Annotated in this window: 21 protein-coding genes and 1 tRNA gene; 4 read left to right on the top strand and 18 right to left on the bottom strand. The window is 48.6% G+C overall.

Going from position 1 to position 25575, the window contains the following annotated elements:
* Positions 1-11: 11 nt before the first annotated feature.
* Together ilvD and leuB are read right to left on the bottom strand one after the other, a co-directional pair.
* Positions 12-1679, bottom strand: a complete 1668-nt coding sequence (gene ilvD, locus V8Q34_RS15450) for a dihydroxy-acid dehydratase (protein ID WP_103733117.1) — start codon at positions 1677-1679, stop codon at positions 12-14.
* 47 nt (positions 1680-1726) lie between these two features.
* Positions 1727-2809 carry a 3-isopropylmalate dehydrogenase gene (leuB, locus tag V8Q34_RS15455; protein ID WP_227243692.1) on the bottom strand — a complete coding sequence of 361 codons (1083 nt, stop codon included), beginning with the start codon at positions 2807-2809 and terminating at the stop codon, positions 1727-1729.
* A gap of 320 nt (positions 2810-3129) precedes the next feature.
* Between leuB and V8Q34_RS15460 the strand changes: the two genes are divergently transcribed.
* Positions 3130-3200: transfer RNA gene (locus tag V8Q34_RS15460), tRNA-Gly, on the top strand.
* Between the two features lie 178 nt (positions 3201-3378).
* On the opposite strand, the gene V8Q34_RS15465 is transcribed toward V8Q34_RS15460, so the two are convergent.
* The 5 genes from V8Q34_RS15465 to V8Q34_RS15485 all read right to left on the bottom strand — a co-directional run bounded on the left by V8Q34_RS15465 (position 3379) and on the right by V8Q34_RS15485 (position 7376).
* Positions 3379-4230 (bottom strand): hypothetical protein, encoded by an 852-nt coding sequence (locus V8Q34_RS15465; protein WP_148392942.1) that lies wholly within the window; start codon positions 4228-4230, stop codon positions 3379-3381.
* A gap of 7 nt (positions 4231-4237) precedes the next feature.
* Positions 4238-4747 (bottom strand): hypothetical protein, encoded by a 510-nt coding sequence (locus tag V8Q34_RS15470; RefSeq protein ID WP_148392943.1) that lies wholly within the window; start codon positions 4745-4747, stop codon positions 4238-4240.
* 344 nt (positions 4748-5091) lie between these two features.
* The gene (locus V8Q34_RS15475) at positions 5092-5232 is read right to left on the bottom strand and encodes a hypothetical protein (RefSeq protein ID WP_187370621.1); all 141 of its coding nucleotides are present in this window, start codon (positions 5230-5232) and stop codon (positions 5092-5094) included.
* A gap of 69 nt (positions 5233-5301) precedes the next feature.
* Complete coding sequence (locus tag V8Q34_RS15480; protein ID WP_335835861.1) at positions 5302-7056, bottom strand: YfjI family protein; 1755 nt, start codon at positions 7054-7056, stop codon at positions 5302-5304.
* Between the two features lie 128 nt (positions 7057-7184).
* Positions 7185-7376: a helix-turn-helix transcriptional regulator gene (locus V8Q34_RS15485; RefSeq protein WP_148392945.1), complete on the bottom strand. Its 192-nt coding sequence runs from the start codon at positions 7374-7376 to the stop codon at positions 7185-7187.
* A 137-nt stretch (positions 7377-7513) separates the two neighbouring features.
* On the opposite strand from V8Q34_RS15485, the gene V8Q34_RS15490 reads away from it, so the two are divergent.
* Positions 7514-7915 carry a helix-turn-helix domain-containing protein gene (locus V8Q34_RS15490; RefSeq protein WP_148392946.1) on the top strand — a complete coding sequence of 134 codons (402 nt, stop codon included), beginning with the start codon at positions 7514-7516 and terminating at the stop codon, positions 7913-7915.
* A 165-nt stretch (positions 7916-8080) separates the two neighbouring features.
* Positions 8081-8611 carry a ferritin-like domain-containing protein gene (locus V8Q34_RS15495; protein WP_033141122.1) on the top strand — a complete coding sequence of 177 codons (531 nt, stop codon included), beginning with the start codon at positions 8081-8083 and terminating at the stop codon, positions 8609-8611.
* Positions 8612-8665: 54 nt separating this feature from the next.
* Here the strand turns inward: V8Q34_RS15495 and V8Q34_RS15500 are convergent, their stop codons facing one another.
* From V8Q34_RS15500 to tgt, 8 genes are all read right to left on the bottom strand, one after another.
* A complete protein-coding gene (locus V8Q34_RS15500; RefSeq protein WP_181014583.1) occupies positions 8666-8812 on the bottom strand; it encodes a hypothetical protein in 147 nt (48 codons plus the stop codon).
* 91 nt (positions 8813-8903) lie between these two features.
* Positions 8904-10652 carry an NADH-dependent [FeFe] hydrogenase, group A6 gene (locus V8Q34_RS15505; protein WP_335835862.1) on the bottom strand — a complete coding sequence of 583 codons (1749 nt, stop codon included), beginning with the start codon at positions 10650-10652 and terminating at the stop codon, positions 8904-8906.
* Entirely contained in the window at positions 10646-12484 is a 1839-nt protein-coding gene (locus V8Q34_RS15510) for an NAD(P)-binding protein (RefSeq protein WP_335835863.1), read from the bottom strand. The genes V8Q34_RS15505 and V8Q34_RS15510 overlap by 7 nt, the downstream gene beginning before the upstream one ends.
* A gap of 287 nt (positions 12485-12771) precedes the next feature.
* Positions 12772-13623, bottom strand: coding sequence for an AraC family transcriptional regulator (locus tag V8Q34_RS15515; RefSeq protein ID WP_335835864.1), 852 nt, complete (start codon positions 13621-13623; stop codon positions 12772-12774).
* A gap of 79 nt (positions 13624-13702) precedes the next feature.
* Entirely contained in the window at positions 13703-14578 is an 876-nt protein-coding gene (gene sdaAA / locus V8Q34_RS15520) for an L-serine ammonia-lyase, iron-sulfur-dependent, subunit alpha (protein ID WP_033141124.1), read from the bottom strand.
* 9 nt (positions 14579-14587) lie between these two features.
* Positions 14588-15256, bottom strand: coding sequence for an L-serine ammonia-lyase, iron-sulfur-dependent subunit beta (gene sdaAB, locus V8Q34_RS15525; protein ID WP_033141125.1), 669 nt, complete (start codon positions 15254-15256; stop codon positions 14588-14590).
* Between the two features lie 156 nt (positions 15257-15412).
* A complete protein-coding gene (gene yajC / locus V8Q34_RS15530; RefSeq protein ID WP_033141126.1) occupies positions 15413-15736 on the bottom strand; it encodes a preprotein translocase subunit YajC in 324 nt (107 codons plus the stop codon).
* 210 nt (positions 15737-15946) lie between these two features.
* Positions 15947-17083, bottom strand: coding sequence for a tRNA guanosine(34) transglycosylase Tgt (gene tgt, locus V8Q34_RS15535; protein WP_335835865.1), 1137 nt, complete (start codon positions 17081-17083; stop codon positions 15947-15949).
* A gap of 281 nt (positions 17084-17364) precedes the next feature.
* On the opposite strand from tgt, the gene V8Q34_RS15540 reads away from it, so the two are divergent.
* Positions 17365-21609: a 2-hydroxyacyl-CoA dehydratase gene (locus V8Q34_RS15540; RefSeq protein ID WP_227243697.1), complete on the top strand. Its 4245-nt coding sequence runs from the start codon at positions 17365-17367 to the stop codon at positions 21607-21609.
* A gap of 85 nt (positions 21610-21694) precedes the next feature.
* Here V8Q34_RS15540 and V8Q34_RS15545 read toward each other — a convergent pair whose 3' ends face one another.
* From V8Q34_RS15545 to V8Q34_RS15555, 3 genes are all read right to left on the bottom strand, one after another.
* On the bottom strand, positions 21695-23329 hold the full coding sequence (locus V8Q34_RS15545) for a putative polysaccharide biosynthesis protein (RefSeq protein ID WP_335835866.1): 1635 nt from the start codon (positions 23327-23329) through the stop codon (positions 21695-21697).
* A gap of 14 nt (positions 23330-23343) precedes the next feature.
* Positions 23344-24018: a uracil-DNA glycosylase gene (gene ung, locus V8Q34_RS15550; RefSeq protein ID WP_103731378.1), complete on the bottom strand. Its 675-nt coding sequence runs from the start codon at positions 24016-24018 to the stop codon at positions 23344-23346.
* A gap of 86 nt (positions 24019-24104) precedes the next feature.
* Complete coding sequence (locus tag V8Q34_RS15555) at positions 24105-25574, bottom strand: sensor histidine kinase (RefSeq protein ID WP_033141131.1); 1470 nt, start codon at positions 25572-25574, stop codon at positions 24105-24107.
* Position 25575: the final 1 nt, after the last annotated feature.

Raw genomic sequence — 25575 nt, forward strand, 5'->3', positions numbered from 1 at the left:
TCTTTTTCTTTTTATTTCTGGATTTCCAGAACAGCCCCTCTGTTACCGCTGGTCACCATAGCCGCATAGCGTGCCAGGTATCCTGTGTTCACCTTAGGCTCTCTTGGCTGCCACTCAGCCTTTCTCCTTGCCAGCTCCTCATCCGATACGGCCAGTTCCAGTTTGTTTTCCGGAATATTGATGCGGATGGTATCTCCCTCCTTAACAAGGGCAATGGGGCCGCCTACGGCTGCTTCCGGGGAAATATGTCCGATGGAAGCTCCGCGGGATGCACCGGAGAAACGTCCGTCCGTGATCAGTGCCACGCTGGAGCCGAGTCCCATACCTGCAATGGCGGAAGTGGGGTTTAACATCTCTCTCATACCCGGGCCGCCTTTTGGTCCCTCATAGCGTATCACAACCACATCGCCTGCCACGATCTTACCGCCCTTAATGGCGTCAATGGCATCCTCCTCGCACTCAAATACCCTTGCAGGGCCTTCATGTACCATCATCTCCTCACAGACCGCGGAGCGTTTTACCACGCCGCCGTCCGGAGCCAGGTTGCCTGTGAGAACCGCAAGGCCGCCGGTCTGGCTGTAAGGATTTTCTACAGGGCGGATCACCTCCGGATTTCTGTTTACACAGTTCTTGATATTTTCACCCACTGTCTTTCCTGTCACTGTCATGCAGTCCAGGTTCAGCAGATCTTTTTTGGTCAGTTCATTCATGACCGCATACACGCCGCCGGCCTCATTCAAGTCTTCTATGTAGGTGGGGCCTGCCGGTGCCAGATGGCACAGGTTCGGTGTCTTTGCGCTCACTTCATTTGCAAATGTAATATCAAAATCCCATCCGATCTCATGGGCAATTGCCGGCAAATGCAGCATACTGTTGGTAGAACATCCGAGTGCCATATCCACGGTCAGGGCATTCATGATGGCGTCTTTTGTCATGATATCCCTTGGACGGATGTTCTGTCTGTACATTTCCATTACCTGCATGCCCGCGTGTTTTGCAAGCTTGATTCTCTCGGAATATACAGCCGGAATAGTGCCGTTTCCTTTTAATCCCATGCCCAGCACCTCTGTCAGACAGTTCATGCTGTTGGCAGTGTACATGCCGGAGCAGGAGCCGCAGGTGGGGCAGACTTTATTTTCAAATTCTTCCACTTCCTCCGCTGTCATGGTTCCTGCGCTGTAGGAGCCCACGGCCTCAAACATGGAGGAGAGACTTCTCTTCTGGCCATGCACACGGCCTGCCAGCATGGGGCCGCCGCTCACAAATACAGTGGGGACATTGATCCTGGCTGCTGCCATCAGAAGTCCCGGCACGTTCTTATCACAGTTTGGCACCATGACCAGGGCGTCAAACTGATGGGCCATAGCCATAGCCTCTGTGGAATCCGCGATCAGATCCCTTGTCACCAGGGAATACTTCATTCCCGTATGTCCCATGGCAATGCCGTCGCAGACAGCAATAGCCGGAAACATAATGGGCGTTCCGCCTGCCATAGCAACACCTAATTTTACGGCATCCACGATTTTGTCCAGATTCATGTGACCCGGCACGATCTCATTGTAGGAACTCACAATACCTACCAACGGCCGTTCCAGTTCCTCTTTTGTCATTCCCAGGGCATTGAACAGGGAACGGTGCGGTGCCTGCTGCATACCTGTTTTTACTGCATCACTTCTCATATCATTCACAATCCTTTCTATTGTCCGTTATCTATCTCATTCCAATCTCAGATCCGCTCTGCGATCAAATCTCCCATCTCTTTGGTTCCCACCTGCTTCATACCGTCTGCCATAATATCCACTGTGCGGTATCCCTCTGTGAGGACTTTCTGTACGGCTGCCTCCACGGCATCTGCCTCTTTGTCCAGGTCCAGGGAATAGCGCAGCATCATAGCCGCAGACAGAATGGTTGCCAGGGGATTGGCGATGCCTTTTCCCGCAATGTCAGGCGCTGAACCGTGGCTTGGTTCATAAAGGCCGAATTTTGTCTCATTTAAGCTGGCTGATGAGAGCATTCCGATGGAACCTGTCACCATGCTGGCCTCATCAGACAGAATGTCGCCGAACATGTTCTCTGTGAGGATCACGTCAAACTGACCCGGGTTATGGACAAGCTGCATAGCGCAGTTATCTACCAGCATGTGTTCCAGTGTCACTTCCGGATAGTTCTTTGCCACCTCTTCCACTACTTTTCTCCAGAGTCTGGAGGAGTCCAGTACATTGGCTTTGTCCACGCTTGTAACTTTTTTGCTTCTCTTCATGGCAATATCAAATGCCTTGACAGCGATTCTGCGGATTTCATTTTCATTATATGTAAGTGTGTCAACGGCTGTAGTTACACCGTTTTCCTCCACAGTCTTTCTCTCACCGAAATACAGGCCTCCGGTCAGCTCCCTGACAATGATCATGTCAAATCCGTCTCCGATGACTTCCTCTTTCAGGGGGCAGGCACCTTTCAGCTCATCATACAGATACGCCGGGCGCAGATTGGCAAACAGATTCAGGGCTTTTCTGATAGCTAAAAGTCCTGCCTCAGGGCGTTTTGACGGCTCCAGTTTATACCAGGGAGAAGTCTTGGCATCCCCTCCGATGGAACCCATCAGCACTGCGTCAGAAGCCTTTGCCGTCTCCACAGCCTCCTCTGTCAGCGGTACACCGTGTACATCAATAGATGCCCCGCCCAGCAGCACTTCCTCATAGGAAAAACTGTGTCCGTATGTTTCACAGACCTTATCCAGCACTTTTTTGGCCTCTGCCACAATCTCCGGTCCGATTCCGTCACCCGGTATCAATGCAATTTTATAGTTCATGAGATTCTCCTCCTGTCGTACAGTTGTCGTATGTTATCGCATTATAGTATTTTAATTATGATAATCCTTTTTCGCTTATATTTCAAGGCATAATAAGGCAGTCTGCTATTCTTTTTCGTTATATAAGCTATAACAGTTTAAAAACCCTCTTGCAAATAAAAATAATTTGGATTATAATATTTTCAACGCATCAGTTCCGGGAGGAGTGCGGTTACGCCCGTATCTGCGGTGTCTCGGTTCACACATATGAATATCCCGGAGGAACACGCGCAGGCTGGTGCATGCCTGGAAATGTTCAGGTTCCTCAATTATACATGTATGCAGATATAGTTCATCGGTAGAACGCCAGCTTCCCAAGCTGGAGAGGCGGGTTCGATTCCCGTTATCTGCTTATAAAAATGTCGAAATTACTGTATAGACAGTGATTTCGGCATTTATTGTTTTTCGCCGGTAAGCATATGGTAATCATTCTGCATCAAAACCTCTATCTCTTCACAGACACGGAACCGGGCGGCTATCACGCACAAAATGCCCCAGACAATCCGCTTTGGAAAGCCCGGGGCATCTGTTTAACTTTTTGCTGCTGCAGTCTGTTCCTGATAATAAATAGCTTCTGCTTTATTTTCTAAAACAAAAGCATCGTAACAGATGCGGCCTTCTATCAGTTCGCCGCTGATACCAGGCGGGTCCTGATGTGTCTTGTAATCTTCCAATTTGGTAGGAGCTACGGTAGCCACCGGATGGGCCAGCATAAAACCAAATCCTTTTGGAAGTCTTTTAGACGGAACTTTGATCACTACCGCCCCGTCCAGATTGCCAATAACACCGCGTAATCTCATATCACTGCCAATATCTGTCTCCATTGTGATATCCCTGCACTGTTTCATAAGAAGATAAGTGTCAGGAGTCACCAGCAGCACACGGCCTGTTTCCGGCACTTCAGAATTGTCCAGAGCATTACTGGCCTTGATGATCTCCGTATAGATATTGTCTGCTGTCAGCGCCACAGCTGCAGGCTTATGCCCCGCCTTTGTTGTCATAACTCCATATACATAAGTATCAACTTCCGGAATCACGACTTCCCGCACCTGCCGAGCAAGAGCAGACGCTGCTGCCAGCTGGTCACTGGTTTCATCCTTATCCAGCTTATCAATGGCAAAGGTAAAAGATCTGTCATTTTTCAGCGTAAATTCTTCCGTAGTGGCATCCAGTCCCTGCACTCTGCCGTACCTTGACCATTCTCCCTCCTTCGGGCCGGAGCGCCCGTAATCATTCATAGATGCGGTTGTCACCTTATAAACCTTGATTGTATGTGCCCCTGTCCAGGATAAGTCCTGATTCGTCAGCAGGGATTTTTTGCTCTCTGTTGAAAATAATTCATCTACATAAGGCAGATATTGTGTTACTAAATCAATTGCCATTTATCCATCATTCCTTTCTGTTAAGCCCCATAGCCTGTCTTACCGGATCTGTACCGGTGTGAAAAGCTCCGGTTCCCTCCGGAACGCACCCCACTTTTAAATTCTTGGAGGGTATCGCACGAAAACCGGATGCAGGCTCCTGGTCTGTTTTGTCATTTTTTCCATATATTTCGTATAATTTGTCTAATTTACAGTTTAAATCCTCTTCATCCGTACAGTTGATAATATCTGCCAGCTCACGGGACATTCCCCGTTCGTCCAGCTTTTCCTTTACCATCAGCTTCATTTCCCTTGCCTGCAGTTCTGCAAGCTTCCGGTCATACTCTGCCTGGGCTTCTTTGTTGATCTGCCCCTTCATCCTGGCTATCCTGGACTGAACAAATCCGTTCACTTCTTCCTGTGTGAACAGTTTCTGCTCTTTTCCGCCGCCTTCCCTGGCAGTTCCCTGTACTTCTGATTCATTCCCCATATTTTCAGCCTGGGTACTCTGTTCTGCATCATTCATGCTTTCTTCCATATTTTTCCTTCCTGTTTAACGTCCAGTGGACTATTTTACCATCAGACAGATATGCCCCGCTGCCCGTCCGGGTGAATAGATGTTCCCTAAGGAAAGGAGTGAACAAATAAATAAGCGTGGGAACGGCTATAATCGCATATTGCGGCTTTAGCTGTTCCCACGCCTTATACAAGACTTCCAGCAGAAAAGAGATGAACTGCTGGGGTACTTTTATTATTCTATCTGTTCTAAAACTATTATATCACATCAAACAAATATATGCAAGTAAAACCTTTATATTTTTAATGATTTCCGGCATCTTTTCATACTTTTTCTCGATACAAGACCAAAGCCGGGTTAGCGTATCATTTCAAGATCACGTATGCCTTCTTATATTCCCCCCTCTGTTCTTTCGCCAATTTACAGGACTTAATGACCGGGTGCAACAGTCTGAGCACGGTATGAAGTTCCTGGGCATTTTGGTAAGATATTTTAATCTTGATCATGTTTTACAACCTCCCTGTTCTCTGATATTTTTGTGACATATCCGCAAATACAATCTAAAGCTTGATCATTCACACATTTTTCTCCTTCCATCTGGCATATTCCGGATTTTTATATACAATTTCCGACGGTCTGCCTCCTTTTTGGAGGTTTTGGGGGTTTTGAGAGGTGAGACAAGATTTCTGAATGCGTATGTAGCCATGTTCTGTCAAACACCTTAACCCGGGAATCATTCCTTCTTTTTTCTCCATACCTTTTCTGTCACAGCACAATTTATACAGATCTCTCAGTTTCATTTCCATTTTTCCGGTAGAATCTATACGTCTCATAATGTATTTAGCGTCTTTGACTTCCGGTGAATCCGTTAAACCCATGATATTGAATGCTGCCCTGGCATGGGTCCGGAAATACCTGCCTATTTCTACAGCATTGCCCATAGTCTGACCGCTGACTTTATAGAATTCCGACTGTTCCGCATACTCAAAGCAATGGAGAATCAGTGCTATCCTCATTGTAGTACCGTGAAGTTTTCCGAGCCATGCCTTGAACTCTGAAAAACATTCTTTCAGCTCACGCTCAATCTCATAGAAAAAGGCTTCTGCCAGTCTATCTGCTTCCTCACCCAGTTCTATGACCTTCGGCTTATCCGGTACGGGAATTGCAAGAAGCCTCTGAACTGCTTCACCATAATCCGCCCTGTCTGTATCAGATATCTTTTTCACCCTATAGTTTCTGTCTCCTATGGCAGAAGGCGGCAGACTGTATAAAAATCTGGCATTCAGGCCACGGCCTGTAAATTCACTGTTTTCCATTATTTGTTTTATCACTATTGGCTGTACATACAAAAGCATGGTTATCAAGGGACAATCCAAAGCCTGTCCCTTCCTGGTTATTCTGTCCTGAGCGTACCGGTCACCTGTATAGGCTTTCAAAATAAGATCAATGACGGTCTTATCACTGTATCTGCCGGCCAAAATATTGAAGATACCTCCTTCTGTGGAAAAAATTCCTATTCTTTCATGATTCTGCTCCATTAACTTCCCGAGTATTTCCATCGTTACGTCATCTGCCACCAATCTGACAGGAGCTTTCTCTTTTAGTCCATTCAATTCCTGCTGTATATCCGAAAGGGCTTCCAAATCCTCACATATATCCTCTCCTTTTCTTTTGCTGCATCTTGTCAGGTTCTTTGTAATTCCGGCAATCTTGCTTTCCAGTATCCTTTTTTTCGTCTCATACAAAGCAATATCCGGCGCCCGTTTTTCATTTTCCTTTTTTTCATATTCATAAACAGGCTTCATGATTTCTTTCATTACCGGACTTTTTCTTTCGGAAGCCTCTCCCACAACAGCCATATACAAATTTCCGGGTTCATACCAGTCAGAATGAGGATGGATACTATATTTCTTCTGTATGCACAGTGAGCCTACTGTGAGCACTGCCGGGGCTACCATACCGGAAGATACCTGCAGGTTCTCTGCAACTGCTTCTGAAAATCTCTCCACAACTGATGGCAGCAGACTAGTATTGAAAGCCGTAAGTTTCGTTATATCTGTTTCCCCAAAACCCCCAAAACCCTCAAAACTATCTGAATAGGGAATCTCACCTTGTCCGGCAAAGCCTGCTAAAGTGCAGTCTCTGCTTACTGTCCGGGCCTGTCCGGGCCTTTTCCACTCAGAAAACGCCGTATCAAATCTGTCCCACACTCCATCTGCCGCAAGTGTATTTCTGATCAAATTTAAATTCTGCAGATAATAAGGTTCAATCTCAGAAAAAAAAGCATCTGTCCAATTGTCAGAATTCCGGATTTCATGTATTAATTCCATGCCTGTCATTTACTCACCTGCCGTATTCCTTCTACCGCCACAGTATTTCTTCACCTTCTCAACCACCCTTCTTATAGTGTAATGCACTGCTTCTTCTCTGCTGTTCAATCAGCTCTCTTTCCTGCATGTTATTCCATAATATCGGTCAGATTAACGCCTAAAGCTTCTGCAATCCTTTTACCTACTTCATCCGAGCAGGTTTTGCCGCATCTGATATAATTAACTGTAGCCCTGGAAATCCCGGCAAGCTCCGCTAATTTTTTCTGTGTCATATCTCTTCTGGCAAGTTCTGTAACAAGTTTGATTCTGTCAATCCTCATTTTTTCACCTCATTTCAAAATCATTTGATTGTATATATGCATAATATATCAATCTTACGATTGTGTCAATGCTTTATTTAAATCTTTTGATTGTTTTTCTATCAACATTATGTTATTGTATATATAGAGGTGATAAAATGGATACAGGAAAAAGAATCAAAGAAATCAGGAAAGCCAACGGGCTTACACAAAAAGAACTCTCAGAAAAATTAGGGACCTCGCAGCAAAATCTTGCCCAATACGAGAACGGAAAAAGACAGCCAAAGTTTGAAACTTTACGCCGAATCGCAAAAGCTCTGGATGTCGGATTAGATGAATTTATGTCCGATACAGAGCTTTCTCTTTTTGAAGGAATGGCAGACTTATATCTCCATTCTTCCAATGATATCAAAGACATTTCTCCCTGTGAAGCGGGCAGTATTCAGGAGAGATATCTCATGGAAGCCTTTAGGGCACTGAATCGTGAAGGACAGAATAAAGTTGCCGATTATGCGGATGACCTTTTGGGAAATCCTAAATACCACAGAAAAAATGCGTAAACAGGGAGAATGCATTTCATAGATAACCAAAAAACAGAGGACCCAGCAATTTTGCTGAGTCCGTTTTTATACTGCCTGTTGAGTTATCCGGAACTACCTGCAAATATAGTTCTATCCCGGAACCTTCCCACATAAAAATTATTAATCCCATTTAGGAAATCAAATATGAATAAATACCAGTATAATATCCATGCCAATCCCGATTCCATACCAGTGAAATACTCTAACTGGTATCCCCCGATCAAAGTCACTGAAAAAAATACAGATTACGCACAGCTGCTCATGCCGGATCTTGCATCTGCGGTCAGTGAAATGACAACTGTACATCAATATCTATTCCAATCCTGGACAATCAATAACGAATACGGTAATATCCGCCGTATAATCAAACGCATTGCCGTGGTCGAGGAACACCATTTCTCTGTCATTGGACAGTTGATCGCCCTTCTCGGCGGACAGCCGGAATGCCGTTCTTCAGAATCCAAATCTTTCTGGTGCGGGGATATGGTGGATTACAGCCCTGATATTTACACCATACTTGCAGTTAACGCTAAATCAGAGAAGTTTGCTGCCAAAGCATATCTGGAACAGTCAAGAGAAATAAAAGATCCTCTTGTTTCAAAAATGCTGGCAAGACTGGCCCTCGATGAAAAACTGCACTATAATATTTTCAGTGACTTTTTGTCACAGATATAATTGTTTGGCACTGCTTTGTGAAAGGGGCGGCATTCCGCCCCTGCCGACAGCTCTTTATACCTGTCTGATCTTCGGCTCCACGGCCTCGGACCTGGCATTGTGCTGCTGATTCTGGTTTTCCGGTTTTACCTTCTGGGTAATGCTGTTGAAAGTCTCGTTTGATCTCTTTCTGTTTAACGCTTCCTGCTGCTTTTTATCCATCTTATTCACCTCGGCATTAAAGTGTTTTTACATATTATTCTTACACTTCAGTATTCCCAAAGGCCATGGTTTTTATGTATGCCGCTTAAGCTCACGTTTCTCCCGGCATTTTCCATCCGTGATGGTCTGTATGCAGCAGCTCGTGGGCTTTGTGGGACAATGGTTTTTCCAAAAAATCTTCGTAGCATTTTATCACAGAGGGATTTTCATGTGAGAACCGGATGTGACTGACCTTATCCAGGCCGTATAGGATCTGTCCCCTGTCCCCGGCAAGCTCCCGGCCGTCGTGGATAGGCTGGCCGCCTCCGCCTGCGCATCCGCCTGGACATGCCATGATTTCCACAAAATCATAGGAAACCCTGCCCTTTCTTAGCGCTTTCATCAATTTCCTGGTATTGCCCAGTCCGCTGGCAACCGCCACCTTTAAAATCGTGCCTGCCAGATTAAATTCTGCCTCCTTCCAGCCGTCCATGCCCCGGACTGCCCGGAAGGCATCCGGTTCGGGATTCTTACTGGTCACCAGATAATACGCACTGCGCAGTGCAGCCTCCATAACACCGCCTGTGGCGCCGAAAATGACGCCTGCGCCGGAGCCCACGCCCAGAGGCATATCCAGCTCCTCCTCTCTAAGCGTCTCAGGAAGTATATGGAACATACGAATCATCCGGTCTATTTCCCTGGTAGTCAAAGAAGCGTCCACATCCTGCCCTGCACCCGCATCCCTCATGGTCGGAAGGGCACATTCCTGTTTCTTGGCTACGCACGGCATCACAGACAAGCAGAAGATCCGCTCCGGGTCCACATCCAGCAGCTTTGCATAATAGGTCTTTGCCACAGCCCCGAACATCTGCTGCGGTGATTTGGCTGTGGAAAGCTGGTCCACCATATCCGGATACTGGGATTTCATAAACCGGACCCAGCCCGGACAGCAGGAGGTAAACATGGGGAATGTCTCATTTTCTCTGTTCTTCAGTTTCTCCAGAAACTCACTGCCTTCCTCCATGATTGTCAGATCCGCACTGAAATTCGTATCGAAGATATAGTCAAATCCCATTTTGCGCAGAGCCGAGGCCAGCCTTTTTACGGTTGCAAATTCCGGCGCCAGGCCAATGGATTCTCCCCATGCCGCACGCACGGCAGGCGCGATCTGAACTACTGTGATCTTGTCCTTATCGGCAATGGCATCCAGTACATGCTCCGTATCATCCCGCTCTCTAAGCGCCCCCACCGGACAGTGGGTGATGCACTGGCCGCACACAGCGCAGTCCGATTCTTCAATTTTCCGGTTGCCTGACACATCCACTGTGGTTCTTGAGCCTGTATTCACCACGTCCCAGATATTAACAGACTGGATTTTATCACAGATTTGTACACAGCGCATACATTTGATGCATTTCGTATAATCCCTGATCAGCGGAAACTCCATATTCCAGCAGTTTTTCGGCAGCTCCTTAACAAAAGGAACATCCATGATGTTCAAATCGTTTGCCACGCTCTGGAGGGAACAGTTCCCGCTCCTGACACAGTAGGCGCAGTTGCTGTTGTGCTGAGATAAAATAAGCTGCACATTCGTTCTTCTGGTTTTCCGGGCTTTGGGGCTGTTCGTATGCACCATCATTCCCTCTTTTACCCGGTTATTGCAGGCCGTGACCAGCTTTGCGTAACCTTCCACCTCCACAACACAGACACGGCAGGCGCCAATCTCATTGATATCCTTCAGATAACACAGAGTGGGAATACGGATTCCTGCAAGGGCGGCCGCCTGGAGAATCGTGCTGCGCCTGTCGGCCTCTATCTGTATGCCGTCAATCGTAAGTTTAACTCTCTCTGTATTTACCATTTTTCCACCCTGCCTCCCTTAAACACACCGAAACCGAAGTGGTCACAGCGCAGACAGCGTCTTGCCTCCTGGGAAGCCTCCTCAGAAGTCATACCGCATTCAATCAGTTCCATATCCTTCACCCTCACGGATGCCTCGCGCTCCTTCATATTCACACGGCCGCAGGTGGGACGGTCATGGAGACGGACCCTTGGAATCTCCACACCGCTTGTGATCGTATGGTTATATCCCAGAAATTCGTCAATATTGGCTGCCGCCACTTTCCCCGCCGCAATGGCACGGATCACAGTCGCCGGACCGGTCACACAGTCACCTCCGGCAAATACGCCGGCAGCATCCTTCACACCGCTCCAGTCAAAGGCGTCAATGGCAGCACCTCTTGTAATGGGAATACCGGATTCCCCGAAATGCCGGGAGTCAATCCCCTGTCCTATCGCCACCAGAATCCGGTCACAGGGCAGACGGAGCTTTGCCACATCCGCGTCTCCCGGTGTGGGTCTTCCGTTTTTCATTTTACCGATGATCTGAGGCTGTACCCAGAGCGCGGAAACCTTGCCCTGTCCGTCCTTCTCTATAGACAGCGGCGCATGAAGGTCCAGCACCTCGCACCCCTCCGCAATGGCTCCTTCCACTTCCTCCGGAAGAGCCGTCATATCCACTTTCCTTCTTCTGTAGGCAATACGCACACGTTTTGCACCCAGACGCACCGCGGAACGCGCCACATCCATAGCCACATTGCCGCCGCCGATCACAATGATATCCCTGTCCTTAAAGTCCGGCATCTCTCCGTCACCGATGCTTCGCAGCATTTCCACTGCGGACATAACGCCCTCGGTATCCTCGCCCTCCATTCCTATCTTTCGGTCTGTATGGGCACCGATGGCTATGTAGACGGCATCATACCGGGGACGGATATCCTGTATCAGATACGGCTCCTCCCCCACATCTGCCCCGGTGACCACGTCAATCCCCACGCTCAAAAGCCGGCTTATTTCCCCATCCAGAACCTCTCTGGGAAGCCGGTAGCTGGGAATGCCGTATCGCAGCATGCCGCCCAGTTGTTTTTCCTTTTCATAGATTGTCACCTTATGGCCCATTAAAGCCAGGTAATACGCTGCGCTGATGCCTCCCGGACCGCCCCCGATCACTGCAACTTTCTTACCCGTTACAGGGGCTGTCTTTGGTACCGGCACTTCTCCTGCCTGCTCCACTGCAAAACGTTTCAGTCCCCTGATATTGATGGGGTCATCCAACATGGTCCTGCGGCACCGCACTTCACAGGGATGCTCACAGATAAGGCCGCAGACTGCCGGCATGGGATTGTCCTTCCGGATCAGGCGCACCGCATCTGCATACCTGCCCTCCCTGACAAGGGCAATGTAACCGGGAATGTCCACACCAGCCGGACACTGGGATACACACGGCACGGGCTGGTTCAGGTTACAGGAGCACCTCCCCCTTAAAATATGCTCTTCAAAATCCTCCCTGAATCCCCGGATTCCCTTCAGCACCATCTTGGCGGCCTCATAACCGATGGCACAGTCCGCGGAATAGAAGATACTCCTGGCTGTCCGCTCAATAACCGCAATGGTCTCCAGAGTGGCATCACCATCCAGCACATCATCAAATAATTTTTCCAGCTGCCCCAGTCCGACACGGCAGGGAACACACTTTCCGCAGGACTGAGCATGGCACATTTTCAGGAAAGATGCCGCCATATCCACCGGACATAACCCGGGCGGGCTGGCAACAATCCGCCGTTCCAGGTCCTTATAGAGTTCCTCCACTGTCCGCTGCGCGCTGTTCTGCGTAATGATACTTAATCTGCTCATATCTACCTCCAATTGCTTCTGTATACCTGGCAGTTCAGATAACTGTTCTGAACTGCCGCCCATATACATTCCGGGCTCCATATGATCTCAGAATGATATGACAGTTACCCTTTCGCTTTATCATATTAACGGGATATAGTTATAATTTAAAATTACCATTTTGCAGCCTTATCGTCAATACTATTTCAGTTATTTTTATTAATTTTCCAATAATAACGCTTCGTTATCTATATTTTTTGCATAAAAATACCCCATATCTTTTTACAGATATGAGGCATCCTTCTTTTTCAATATTTCACCGGTATCCAGACTTCCACTTCTCCCAAATCTTCCGCCTCGTTCCAGAAAACGTACTTTTCAATGGTGGGCAGTCCGCACTTGTCATACTGGCTCTGCGGAAGAAATTCCTGATTGATCTGCCGCCACAGATTTCCCAGAACATTGTCAGAAATCTTACCCCTGGCCTGAAAAATAAGCCACGTTGCCGGGGGATACTGATATGTCACAAAACCATCTATCTCCGGCCCGTCCCATAAAACAGCGCACATATAATCATTGCTGCCATCCTCCTGAAATCCGAAACACAGTCCCAGATCAAAGAAATCTCCGCTTACGGCTTTCATTTTCTCATTGGTGCCGTCACTTTTGACCACTGCCCAGGTACCGCCGCCATACGGCGTTGTCATTCTTGTTCCCAATACCCGGAAAGCCCCTTTTTCCTCAATCGTATACTTCATAGACTCCACTCCCTTCACAGTCACCTGAAATGCCAGCCTGCAGTAAAACATCAGCGGAACAGCACTCTGCCTTACCTCTGAGGGATTGACGCCGTGCATTTTGCGAAACGCCACCCGGAAGGCATCACCTGACTGATAGCCATATTTTAACGCGATATCTATTACCTTTTCCTCTGTATTCTGCAGATCATAGGCTGCCATGGTAAGCCTGCGTCTTCTCACATATTCAGAAAAACTGATATTAGTCACCTGTCCGAAAAGACTCTGAAAATTCTGATACGGACACGCCATGATCCTGCTGACTTCCTCCTCATCCACATCATCCCGGAGGTGGTCCTCCACATAATCCATCACCCGGTTGATTCGCTGCATCCACTCCATTTTCTCACCTGCCTTACGCATAGTATAAGCTATCCAGAGCCTGTCTGCCCGACAATTTTTCTACGGAAAATATCGGCACGGAAAATGCGTCTGTCCGTTTTCAGCCGCCGAAGATCTCACAGGTACGCCTGCATGCCGCCGGGGTTGCCGCACAGCCTCCCAGCGCGCTTTCCCGCAGCTCAAAGGGAAGGCTTCTGCCCACATGATACATGGCCTGTGCCATTTCGTCGAAGGGAATAAGAGCCGGAATCCCTGCCAGTGTCTGCTCCGCGCAGATCAGCGCATTGGCCGCTCCCACACTGTTCCGGTTCTGACACGGGTATTCCACAAGGCCGGCTATGGGGTCACAGACCAGGCCCAGCAGGTTGGACATTGCCACAGATGCCGCGTCCAGGCACTGCTTTGGTGTACCGCCCATCATCTCCACTGCTGCCGCGGCAGCCATGGCGGACGCAGCGCCCACTTCTGCCTGACAGCCAGCTTCCGCGCCTGCCACAGAGGCATTCCTCATAAGCAGATATCCCACAGCCCCTGCCGTGTACAGCCCGTTTAAGATTACCTCTTCCGGCAGATCATACGCCTCCTCCAGAGAGAGGAGCACGCCCGGCACCACACCCGAGGAACCCGCTGTGGGCGCAGCCACGATCACACCCATGGAGGCATTGACCTCCAGAACCGCCATGGCGTATGTGACCGCACGCTGCAGCACAGTCCCGCAGACAGATTTTCCTGCCTCTGCATGGCGGTGAAGCTTCCCGGACTCTCCGCCGATGAGACCGCCCACGGACGGTTTTGGATTGGTCAGAGGTTCTTTTGCGGAACGGCGCATGATCGCCAGGGATTTCTTCATTTTCTCATCCACTTCCTCCTCAGAAATCCGGGAAAACTCTGTCTCCCTCAGCTTCATGACCCTGGAAATGGGTATGTTCTTCTCACTGCATATCTCTAAAAGCTCACTGCCCTGATTGAATTCCATCCTATCCTCCTATATCTGTACCAGAATCACATTGGAGACACAGGGATTTTCCCTGATCTTCTCTGTCACATCTTCCGGTATTTTCTCATCCGACTCCACAATGGTATATGCCCTGGCTCCTCTCTCCTCCCGGTAGAGGCGCATGAACGCAATATTCACATTTCTTTCGCTCAGTACCTTGGTGATATGGGCCACCACACCCGGCTTATCCGTCTGGCTCACCACCAGGGTACTGTACTCCCCTGTAAAATCCACCTCTATCTGGTTCAGCCGGACAATCTTTACCTTACCGCCGCCCAGCGACACACCCCGCACAAAGAGATGCTCCCCGCCGGTACCCTCCATATCCATATCCGCGGTATTGGGATGTTCGTCGCCAAGCTTATCACTGATGATAAACTCATAATCAAGTCCCTGTTCACGGGCAAGTGTCAGGGAATCCCTGATCCGCAGGTCATCCGTCTGAAATCCCATGATTCCCCCGAGTAGTGCACGGTCTGTGCCGTGTCCCCGGTATGTCTGGGCAAAGGAGCCATACAGAGTAAAGCGTACCTTCTTTATTTTCCCCGGAAAAAGCCTCCGCGCAAGAAGGGCCATTGACGCCGCTCCTGCCGTGTGAGAGCTGGAAGGCCCTACCATATTGGGACCGATCACATCAAATAAACTGATAAATGCCATATGTTTATTTCTCCATTTCTGATTCATCTCCACAGCCTGTATCCCATTTGGCGAAGACTGCAGAACACTATTTTCAAATACCTTCTGACAGACGAAAAAACAGGCGCCGCAGAACTATTTTTCCTGCAACACCTGTCTTACTTTTCAATCTTCTGATCACTCTTTTTCTGCGATTCCGTCTCCGGCTTTCTCAACTTCTGCGATTGCCGCTTTTCTCATGGGAATTCTGCAGTTTCTGTTGTTTCCGAATTCTACGATCACATCTTCATCTGTAATATCAATTAAGATTCCGTAAAAACCGCTTGTTGTTACCACGCTGTCTCCCACTTCCATAGAGGATAACATGGATTTTACTCTCTGCTGTTCCTTTTTCTGCGGTCTCATAATCATGAAATACATTAAAAGAAAAAATACAACCAGGGGCAGTAACATAGTTGCCCATGCGCCTGCACCGCCTGCGCTTGCCTGTCCTAAAAACATTTTAGCTCCTCCTGCAAAATAAACTTTTTAGTTCTTTCAACTTATATGCCGAGTTCCCATATAAACTCGGTATGATACAGCAGCTATACCGCTGTTTCATCCGATCACCCGGACTGCTATATTGAACGCTATTACAATAATACACAATTTCTCTTATTTCTTCAAGTGTTTTTCAGGTTTTTTTATATATTTTACACATTTTTTCTGTTTTTATGCCTTGGGGCCTGCTGCCATGCGCTCCAGTTTCTGCTGTTTATAGTCCTCATAGTGCCCCTCATCAAGTGCCTGCCTGATTTCCGTCATCATTGTATTGTAGAAGTACAGGTTGTGAAGCACACACAGACGCATGCCCAGCATCTCCTTTGCCTTAAGCAGATGTCGGATATATGCCCTGCTGTAGCTTCTGCAGGCAGGACACTGGCAACCCTCCTCAATGGGACGGGAATCCAGCTCATATTTGGCGTTGAACAGATTCAGTTTTCCAAAGTTGGTGTACACGTGGCCATGGCGTCCGTTCCGGCTTGGATATACGCAGTCAAAGAAATCCACGCCCCTGGAAACACCCTCCAGAATATTAGCCGGTGTTCCCACACCCATCAGGTATGTGGGCTTGTCTGCCGGAAGATAGGGAACCACACTGTCCAGGATCCGGTACATCTCCTCATGGCTCTCTCCCACGGCCAGTCCTCCCACCGCATAGCCGTCAAGGTCCATTTTGGCGATCTCTTTTGCGTGGGCAATACGGATATCATCATACACTGCGCCCTGGTTAATGCCGAACAGCATCTGCTGGGGATTGATGGTGTCCTCCTTCGCATTCAGCCTTGCCATCTCATCCTTACACCTTGCAAGCCACCTTGAGGTTCGATCAACAGAATCCTGGACATATTTCCGGTCCGCCACAGAGGACGGGCACTCGTCAAAAGCCATGGCAATGGTGGATGCCAGATTGGACTGTATCTGCATACTTTCCTCCGGTCCCATGAAAATCTTATGACCGTCAATGTGGGAATTGAAATAAACCCCCTCCTCTTTGATCTTCCTTAATTTTGACAGGGAAAACACCTGAAATCCGCCGGAGTCCGTGAGGATCGGCCTGTCCCAGTTCATGAACTTGTGGAGGCCGCCCAGCTTCTTCACCACCTGGTCACCGGGACGCACATGGAGATGGTAGGTGTTTGACAGTTCTATCTGGGTTCCTATTTCATGCAGGTCTGTTGTGGCTACAGCGCCCTTGATGGCTGCCACTGTGCCAACGTTCATAAAGACAGGTGTCTCCACTGACCCGTGCACAGTTTCAAAATGGGCGCGTTTTGCCATGCCTTCCTGTTTCAATATCTTATACATACAGCAATTTCCTCTTTCTAAAAATAATTCTTCTGCCGGCTGTTTCCGGCATCTGTGTCTGGCTTATTCTACCATATGGAAAATATAAACGCAACCGGCAGGAATATTTTCTTTTGTCCATATATATAACTAAAATAATCCAATTTCAAAATAGCAATTGTATTTTTAGAAATATTGTCGTATAATGTTAAATGATTTTCTATAGCACTATATAAATAAGAAGAAACGCATATATGACGGCGTGAAAACCGTCCATTTTTTATGAAGGAGGTCTCCTGACTATGTCAGCAGATAATAAAAATACTGCAGCCGCATACCGTCTTGGCATTGATATCGGTTCCACCACGGTAAAAATTGCAGTTTTAAATGAAGAAAAAGAAATCCTTTTCTCTGATTATGAACGCCACTTTGCAGACATTCAGAATACACTGGCTGGGCTGCTTGACAAGGCATACAGACAATTGGGGGAATTTTCAGTCCTCCCGGTCATCACCGGTTCCGGCGGACTGACACTTGCAAAGCATCTGGAGGTTCCCTTTGTACAGGAGGTTATCGCTGTATCCTCCTCCTTACAGGAACTGGCCCCCAAAACCGACGTGGCTATAGAGCTGGGCGGTGAGGATGCAAAGATCATTTACTTTGAGGGTGGAAATATTGAACAGCGTATGAATGGTATCTGCGCCGGCGGTACCGGCTCTTTTATTGACCAGATGGCTTCTCTGCTGCAGACAGATGCTGCGGGGCTGAATGAGTACGCAAAGAATTACAAAGCCCTCTATCCCATTGCAGCCCGCTGCGGTGTGTTCGCCAAGACAGACATCCAGCCGCTGATCAATGAGGGCGCCACCAAAGAAGACCTTTCCGCCTCCATTTTCCAGGCTGTGGTAAACCAGACTATCAGCGGTCTTGCCTGCGGGAAACCCATCCGCGGCCATGTGGCATTTCTGGGCGGTCCGCTTCACTTTTTATCTGAACTCAAGACAGCATTTATCCGCACACTGAAGCTGGATGAGGAGCACACTATTGTGCCTGACAATTCCCATCTGTTCGCGGCTATCGGTTCCGCGCTGAATGCGAAAAAAGAAGCGCCTGCTGTCTCTGTCACTGCCATGCGCGACAGGCTGTCAGCCAATATACATATGGAATTTGAGGTGAACCGTATGGAGCCTCTGTTCGCCTCCAGGGAGGATTATGACAAATTCAATGAGCGCCAGAGCCACTACAATGTCATAACCGGAGACATTTCCAGCTACAGCGGAAACTGTTATCTGGGCATTGACGCGGGTTCCACCACAACAAAGGCAGCCCTGGTCGGTGAGGATGGTTCCCTGCTCTATTCCTTCTACAGCAACAATAACGGCAATCCCCTGGCTACCAGTATCCGCGCCATCCAGGAGATTTACAGCCACCTTCCGCGGGAAGCAAGGATCGCATACTCCTGCTCCACCGGATACGGCGAGGCACTGATAAAAGCCGCTCTCCTTCTGGACGAAGGGGAAGTGGAGACTGTTTCCCACTATTATGCTGCTGCCTTCTTTGACCCGGAGGTGGACTGCATCCTGGATATCGGCGGACAGGATATGAAATGTATCAAGATAAAGAACAAGACCGTAGACAGTGTGCAGCTCAACGAAGCCTGCTCCTCCGGCTGCGGCTCCTTTATTGAGACTTTTGCAAACTCCCTGAACTACAGTGTGCAGGATTTCGCAAAAGCTGCCTTGTTTGCCAAAAACCCCATTGACCTTGGAACACGATGTACTGTTTTCATGAATTCCAAGGTAAAACAGGCACAGAAGGAGGGTGCCGAGGTGTCGGATATCTCAGCGGGCCTGGCTTATTCTGTTATCAAGAACGCACTGTATAAGGTAATCAAGGTATCCGATGCCTCCGAACTTGGAAAACACATTGTGGTACAGGGCGGAACCTTCTATAATGATGCTGTTTTAAGAAGCTTTGAGCGTATTGCCGGCTGTGAGGCCATCCGTCCGGATATTGCCGGGATCATGGGAGCTTTCGGTGCTGCCCTGATCGCCAGAGAGCGCTATACGGCAGGACAGGACACTACCATGCTGCCCATTGAGAAGATCAACAGCCTTCAGTATAAGACCACTATGGCAAACTGTAAGGGCTGTACCAACAACTGCCGTCTGACCATTAACAAATTCTCAGGCGGACGCCAGTTCATTTCCGGCAACCGCTGCGAGCGCGGCATCGGCAAGGAGAAGAACAAGGATCATATTCCCAACCTGTTTGACTATAAATATAAAATGCTGTTCTCCTATGAACCGCTGACAGAGGACAAAGCCCCCAGAGGAAAAGTGGGAATCCCCAGGGTCCTCAACATGTTTGAAAATTATCCCTTCTGGTATACCTTCTTCACCAGACTGGGATATCAGGTGGTGCTTTCTCCCACCTCCACAAGAAAGATTTATGAGCTGGGCATTGAGTCCATCCCCAGTGAGTCCGAGTGCTACCCGGCCAAGCTGGCCCACGGTCATGTGTCATGGCTGATCAAACAGGGCGTGAAATACATTTTCTACCCCTGTATCCCATACGAGCGTGAGGAATTTGAGGACTCCATCAACCATTATAACTGTCCGATCGTCACCTCCTACGCGGAAAATATTAAGAATAACATTGACGAGCTGAATGACCCGGAAATCAAATTCCACAATCCGTTTTTAGCCATGACGAATGAGGAGACCATCACAGAGCGACTGCTGGAAGAATTCCAAAACATCCCCTCCACGGAAGTCTCTGACGCCGCCCACGCTGCCTGGAAGGAAATGGCCAGATGCCGGGAGGATATCCGCCGAAAGGGCGAGGAAACCCTGCGCTACCTGGATAAGACAGGAAGACACGGCATTGTGCTGGCAGGAAGGCCATACCACATTGATCCGGAAATCCATCACGGCATCCCGGATCTGATCAATTCCTACGGTATCGCCGTACTGACTGAGGATTCCGTTTCCCATCTGGCTCCCATTGAACGCCCGCTTCGTGTCAATGACCAGTGGATGTACCACACCAGACTTTATGCGGCTGCCAACTTTGTGAAGGAAAAAGATAATCTGGATCTGATCCAGTTAAACTCCTTTGGCTGCGGCCTGGATGCCGTGACCACTGACCAGGTAAATGAAATTCTGGCTGGCAGCGGCAAGATCTACACCTGCCTGAAAATTGATGAGGTAAACAACCTGGGCGCTGCCCGTATCCGTGTCCGCTCCCTGATTGCTGCCCTCCGCGTCAAGGAAGAGCAGCATATCAAACGGAAAATATCACCCTCCTCCATCAAAAAGGTGGTGTTCACACCGGAAATGAGAAAAAAATATACCATTCTCTGCCCCCAGATGTCACCCATCCATTTTTCTATCCTGCAGGCAGCTTTCAACGCCAGCGGATACAATCTGGAGGTGCTTCCCAATGACAACAAGGAAGCCGTGGATGTAGGCTTAAAATATGTGAACAATGATGCCTGCTATCCTTCCCTCATGGTGGTGGGCCAGATCATGCAGGCACTTCTGTCAGGCAAATACGATCTGCACAAGGTAGCGATCATCATGTCACAGACAGGAGGCGGTTGCCGTGCCTCCAATTACATCGGATTTATCCGAAGGGCACTTGCCAAGGCAAACATGTCCTACATACCGGTCATCTCCATCAACTTAAGCGGGCTGGAAGAAAATCCGGGATTTAAGATCACGGCAAAACTGGCCACCAGGCTGGCTTTCGGCGCAGTGTTCGGTGATATCCTGATGAAATGCATTTACCGCATGCGCCCCTACGAAGCAGTCAAAGGCTCCGCAAATGCCCTGCACCGCAAATGGGAGAAACGCTGCATCCGTTTCCTGAGCGCGAAACATATCACCTTCGGACAGTTTAACCGTATCTGCCGCCAGATGATTCGGGAGTTTGATACTCTCCCCATCACCGGTGAGAAAAAACCGAGGGTCGGCATTGTAGGTGAGATTCTGGTCAAATTCCTTCCGGCTGCCAACAATCATCTGGCAGAACTTCTGGAAAAAGAAGGCGCAGAGCCTGTATGCCCTGATCTCATAGACTTTTTATGCTACTGTTTCTACAACCAGAACTTTAAGGCAAAATATCTCGGCTTCAAGAAATCTTCCGCGAAAACCGCCAATCTGGGTATCAAAGCCATTGAGTTTATCAGAGGCGCCGCCAACAAAGAATTTGCCAAAAGCAGGCACTTTACGCCCTCTGCCAGCATTGAAGATCTGGCAAAAATGGCAGCACCCATTGTGTCCATCGGCAACCAGACCGGGGAAGGCTGGTTCCTGACCGGAGAAATGATGGAGCTGATCCACAGCGGAGCGCCCAATATTGTATGTACCCAGCCATTTGGCTGCCTGCCTAACCATATTGTGGGCAAAGGTGTCATCAAGGCCATCCGCAAGGATTACCCTGACGCCAATATCGTTGCCATTGACTATGACCCGGGAGCCAGCGAGGTAAACCAGTTAAATCGTATTAAGCTGATGCTCTCCACTGCATTCAAAAAAATGTAAATGCTCCGGAATATAAAAAAAAGCCTTCGGGCCGCCGTCTTCTATGCGGCCCGAAAGCTTTTTTCTGTTTGCAGATTTATTTTTCTTAAATGATCTTCAGTTTCTGAGCCAGCACAGCCAGCTTTGTTCCTCCCGGCAGAGACAAAAGTTCCTGTCTGGATGGTTTCGCAATAAAGAGATATGCAATAAAATACACAGCAACAGCCAGCGCAATGGAGGGAATCAATGCCAGCAAATTGGAATGGGGCAGAGCTTTTGCCAGAAACCGCACTCCCTTGTACACCCCGAATGCCACTGCTCCCATGGGAATGGTAGCTAAAAGCGGAGGCAGATAAGCATATCTCCAGGGATTCTGATATCCCAGATATTTCTTCAGCGCCCTGTCATTGAGCACACACATCACTATGGCATAGACAATCATGGCAATAACCACGGCATAGATGCCCGCATTGGTGAAAAACAGCAGTACCGCAAGAAAAACCACGTCCACAGCCAGGGAAACAGCCGCGTTGATCATAGGAATATTGGCCCTTCCGATTCCCTGCAGCACACCATTTGATATATTGGATGTACTGTTTAAAATAACCGTGATGACACCGAGCACCATGAGCTGTCCTGCCACGCCTTCTGTGGAGGGGAACAGCAGGGAGGTCACCGGCTGTGCCAGCACAGCAAGACCCACAGAGGCCGGCATGGAAATCAGCATACTGATCCATGTGGCATTGTTTATCTTTTCAATAGCCCCCTTCACATCACCGGTGGCATAGTGGGCGGAGACCTCCGGAATCATGGAGGTTGGCGCCGTACTTGCCAGTGTCAGGGGGATATTGATCAGCGTCATGAAAAATCCAAACTCCGCGTACAGCACCTTCACCTGGCTGTTGTCCATCCCTCTGAAATCGGAAATGCTTGTGTACATCACACCATTGATATAGCCGTTCACATTGTAAATAAAGGCGCTGAGAATAATGGGAGCCACAATCAGCACAATGTTTCTCATAACCTGCTGATAACTCTCATCCACAGACACTTTGTCCCTGGCAATCCGGCGGTTGATGGTCTTCCTGTTCACACTGTATACAAACAGCATAAAAAGAAGCGCTGCCGTAACGCCTGCGCCCGTACCGATGGTCGCTCCGGCTGCACTCCATCTCTGCAGCGTATCCTCACCTGCGCCTGCGAAATGGTGAACCATAAAGTTTGCCATCAAAAGCGCCACTACCGCAACTGCTATCTGCTCCACGATCTGTGAGATCGACGTGGGCATCATATTCCTGTAAGCCTGGAAATATCCGCGGAACACACCCAGGATACCCGAAATGAAAATGGTGGGGGCCAGCATCTGAAGTGCCAGTCTGGCATTTGCCACACTGTCCGGCACTAAGACAGAAGCGCCGAACACACATATGAGCGCCACAATGCCTCCTGCTATGACTGCATATAAAAGGGCACCTTTAAAAACCCTCTGCGCGTCCCTGTACCGTTTGAATGCGATTCTCTCTGACATGATCTTGGATACAGCCTGCGGAATACTGAAGGATGCGATCATCAACAGAATAAAATAGACATTCTGCGCAAACTGAAAGCAGGCAAAGCTCTCTCTTCCCAAAAGAGAAGACAGCGGACTTTTATAAATCATTCCGATGATCTTTGAAATCAGTGCTGCGACCATTAAGAAAGACGCGTTTTTTACTAATGTATTACTATTCTTTTTACCCATTTGTCCAAATTCCTCTATCTGTTTTCTATCTGCCAGTCAATTGGCTCCAGGCCATGCTCCTGCAGAAAAGCATTTGCCTTGCTGAAATGACGGCATCCGAAAAATCCGCGGAACGCAGACAGCGGACTGGGATGAGGTGCTTCCAGGATCAGGTGGCCGGGATTGTGCAGCATACTCTTTTTCATCTGCGCCGGTCTTCCCCATAAAAGAAATACCATGGGCCTGTCCTGTTCATCCAGAATACGGATTGCTGCGTCCGTAAACTCCTCCCAGCCGATCCCTCTGTGGGAATTTGCCTGATGGGCGCGCACAGTCAGCACTGTATTCAGAAGCAGTACGCCCTGCTTTGCCCATTTTTCCAGATATCCATTGTTGGGTATATAACAGCCGCAGTCCTCCTGCAGTTCCTGGTAAATATTCACCAGGGAAGGAGGAATCTCCACATCCGGCTTCACAGAAAAACACAGGCCGTGAGCCTGTCCGTCATTGTGATAAGGATCCTGTCCCAGTATGACCACTTTCACCTGGTCCAAGGGGGTAAAATGAAATGCATTGAAAATATCGTCCGGTGCGGGGAATACCTTTCTTGTCTGGTATTCCTGCCCCACCTTCGCGAACAATTGTTTATAATATGGTTTTCCGAACTCCGGCTTTAAAGCCTCCAGCCATTCTCCCTGTAAAGGCGGCATAAAAACATCCCTCCTGCATTTTTATCATGTCCTCTAGTTTAGCAGAATCCATCGAAAAATGCAAGGAGGTGTCGCAGAACCCCCGGTTACTTTTCTTCCAGCTCAAACCAGAATTCCACCCCGTTGTCATAGTTCACAACGCCGAACTTCTGGTGCATTCCCTCCATAATAGCCTTGACAATTGACAAACCGATACCGCTTCCGCCGTATTCCCTGGTACGGGCTTTGTCCACTTTATAGAATTTTATCCAGATCTTATCAAGATCCTCCTCCGGAATGGGTCTGCCTGTGTTGAAGACGGAGAGACGCACATGATTGTCCCTTCTTCTCATCTTCACCTCGATCTTCATATCCCCATCCACGTGATTCAGGGCATTGGACACATAGTTGGTCACCACTTCCTCCACCTTGAACTCATCGCCCCACACATATACAGGCTCATCCTGAGGGAAGGAAATCTGCGCGCCTTTCTGGTCTGCCAGAAGCTGCGCAGACTGCACGACGCCTCTCACAAGGTCCGTCAGATCAAAACGTTCCATGGCAGTCTGGTCATTGCCGAACTCCAGTTGGTTGAGAGACAGCAGCTTTTTCACCATATTGTTCATTTTGGCAGACTCGTCCATAATGACATCACAGTAAAATTCCCTGCTCTCCGCATCGTCATTGATACACTCCTTCAGGCCCTCCGCATAGCCCTGGATCAGAGCGATGGGCGTCTTCAGCTCATGGGATACATTGGAGAGAAATTCCTTACGCATCTCATCAATCTGTTTCTTCTGCTCAATGTCCTCCTGCAGCTCATTGTTGGCGGTCTTTAACTCGGATATGGTATGTTCCAGCTCCTCGGACATCTTATTAAAATTCTGCCCCAGAGTGCCGATCTCATCCTCCCCGCCGCCTTCATATCTGGCCTCAAAATCAAGATTGCTCATACGCCTGGAGATTTCCGTCAGTTCCAAAAGAGGCTTTGTGATCCGCTTGCTCATAAACCAGATGATCCCGCTGCTTATCATAATCACGAGAAGCCCGATATAGACGTAAAACATATTGGAGATTTCCACACTGTCCCGGATACTCGCCATGGGCATACGAATCAGAAACGCGCAGTTTCGGTTTTCCATCACGCCCCACATATCCAGATACACCACATTTTCCTTATCATCTGTGTTCTGCTCCAGCGTATAGGAATCATTTGCCGAGATGACTTCCCTGTTTTCCGGCATCATGCCCCAGATATATCCAAAGAGAAGCCTGGTTGCCAGCAAATCCGGATTCCGGCCGTCATTGGCTATGATGGTCCAGTCCTGAGAGCTCACGTCCACGAGTACCCAGGATATATTCTTTTCAATACAGAGCCCCTGCAGATGCGTCCTGCCCTCCGGGTCATTGAAGGCCTGCTCATTCAATGCTTTATAGACCGTTTCCAGCGAGTCCGCTTTTCTGGAAATGTAATATTTCTCCAAGAACAGCCGGTTTACTGCCGTTATGGACAAAAGAGACAAAAGCGTGATCCCGATAAAAGAAACTGCCAGACGCACCTTAATTGATTTTCTCATG

Source organism: Blautia sp. JLR.GB0024 (assembly GCF_037000545.1).
Lineage (GTDB): Bacteria > Bacillota > Clostridia > Lachnospirales > Lachnospiraceae > Blautia > Blautia celeris.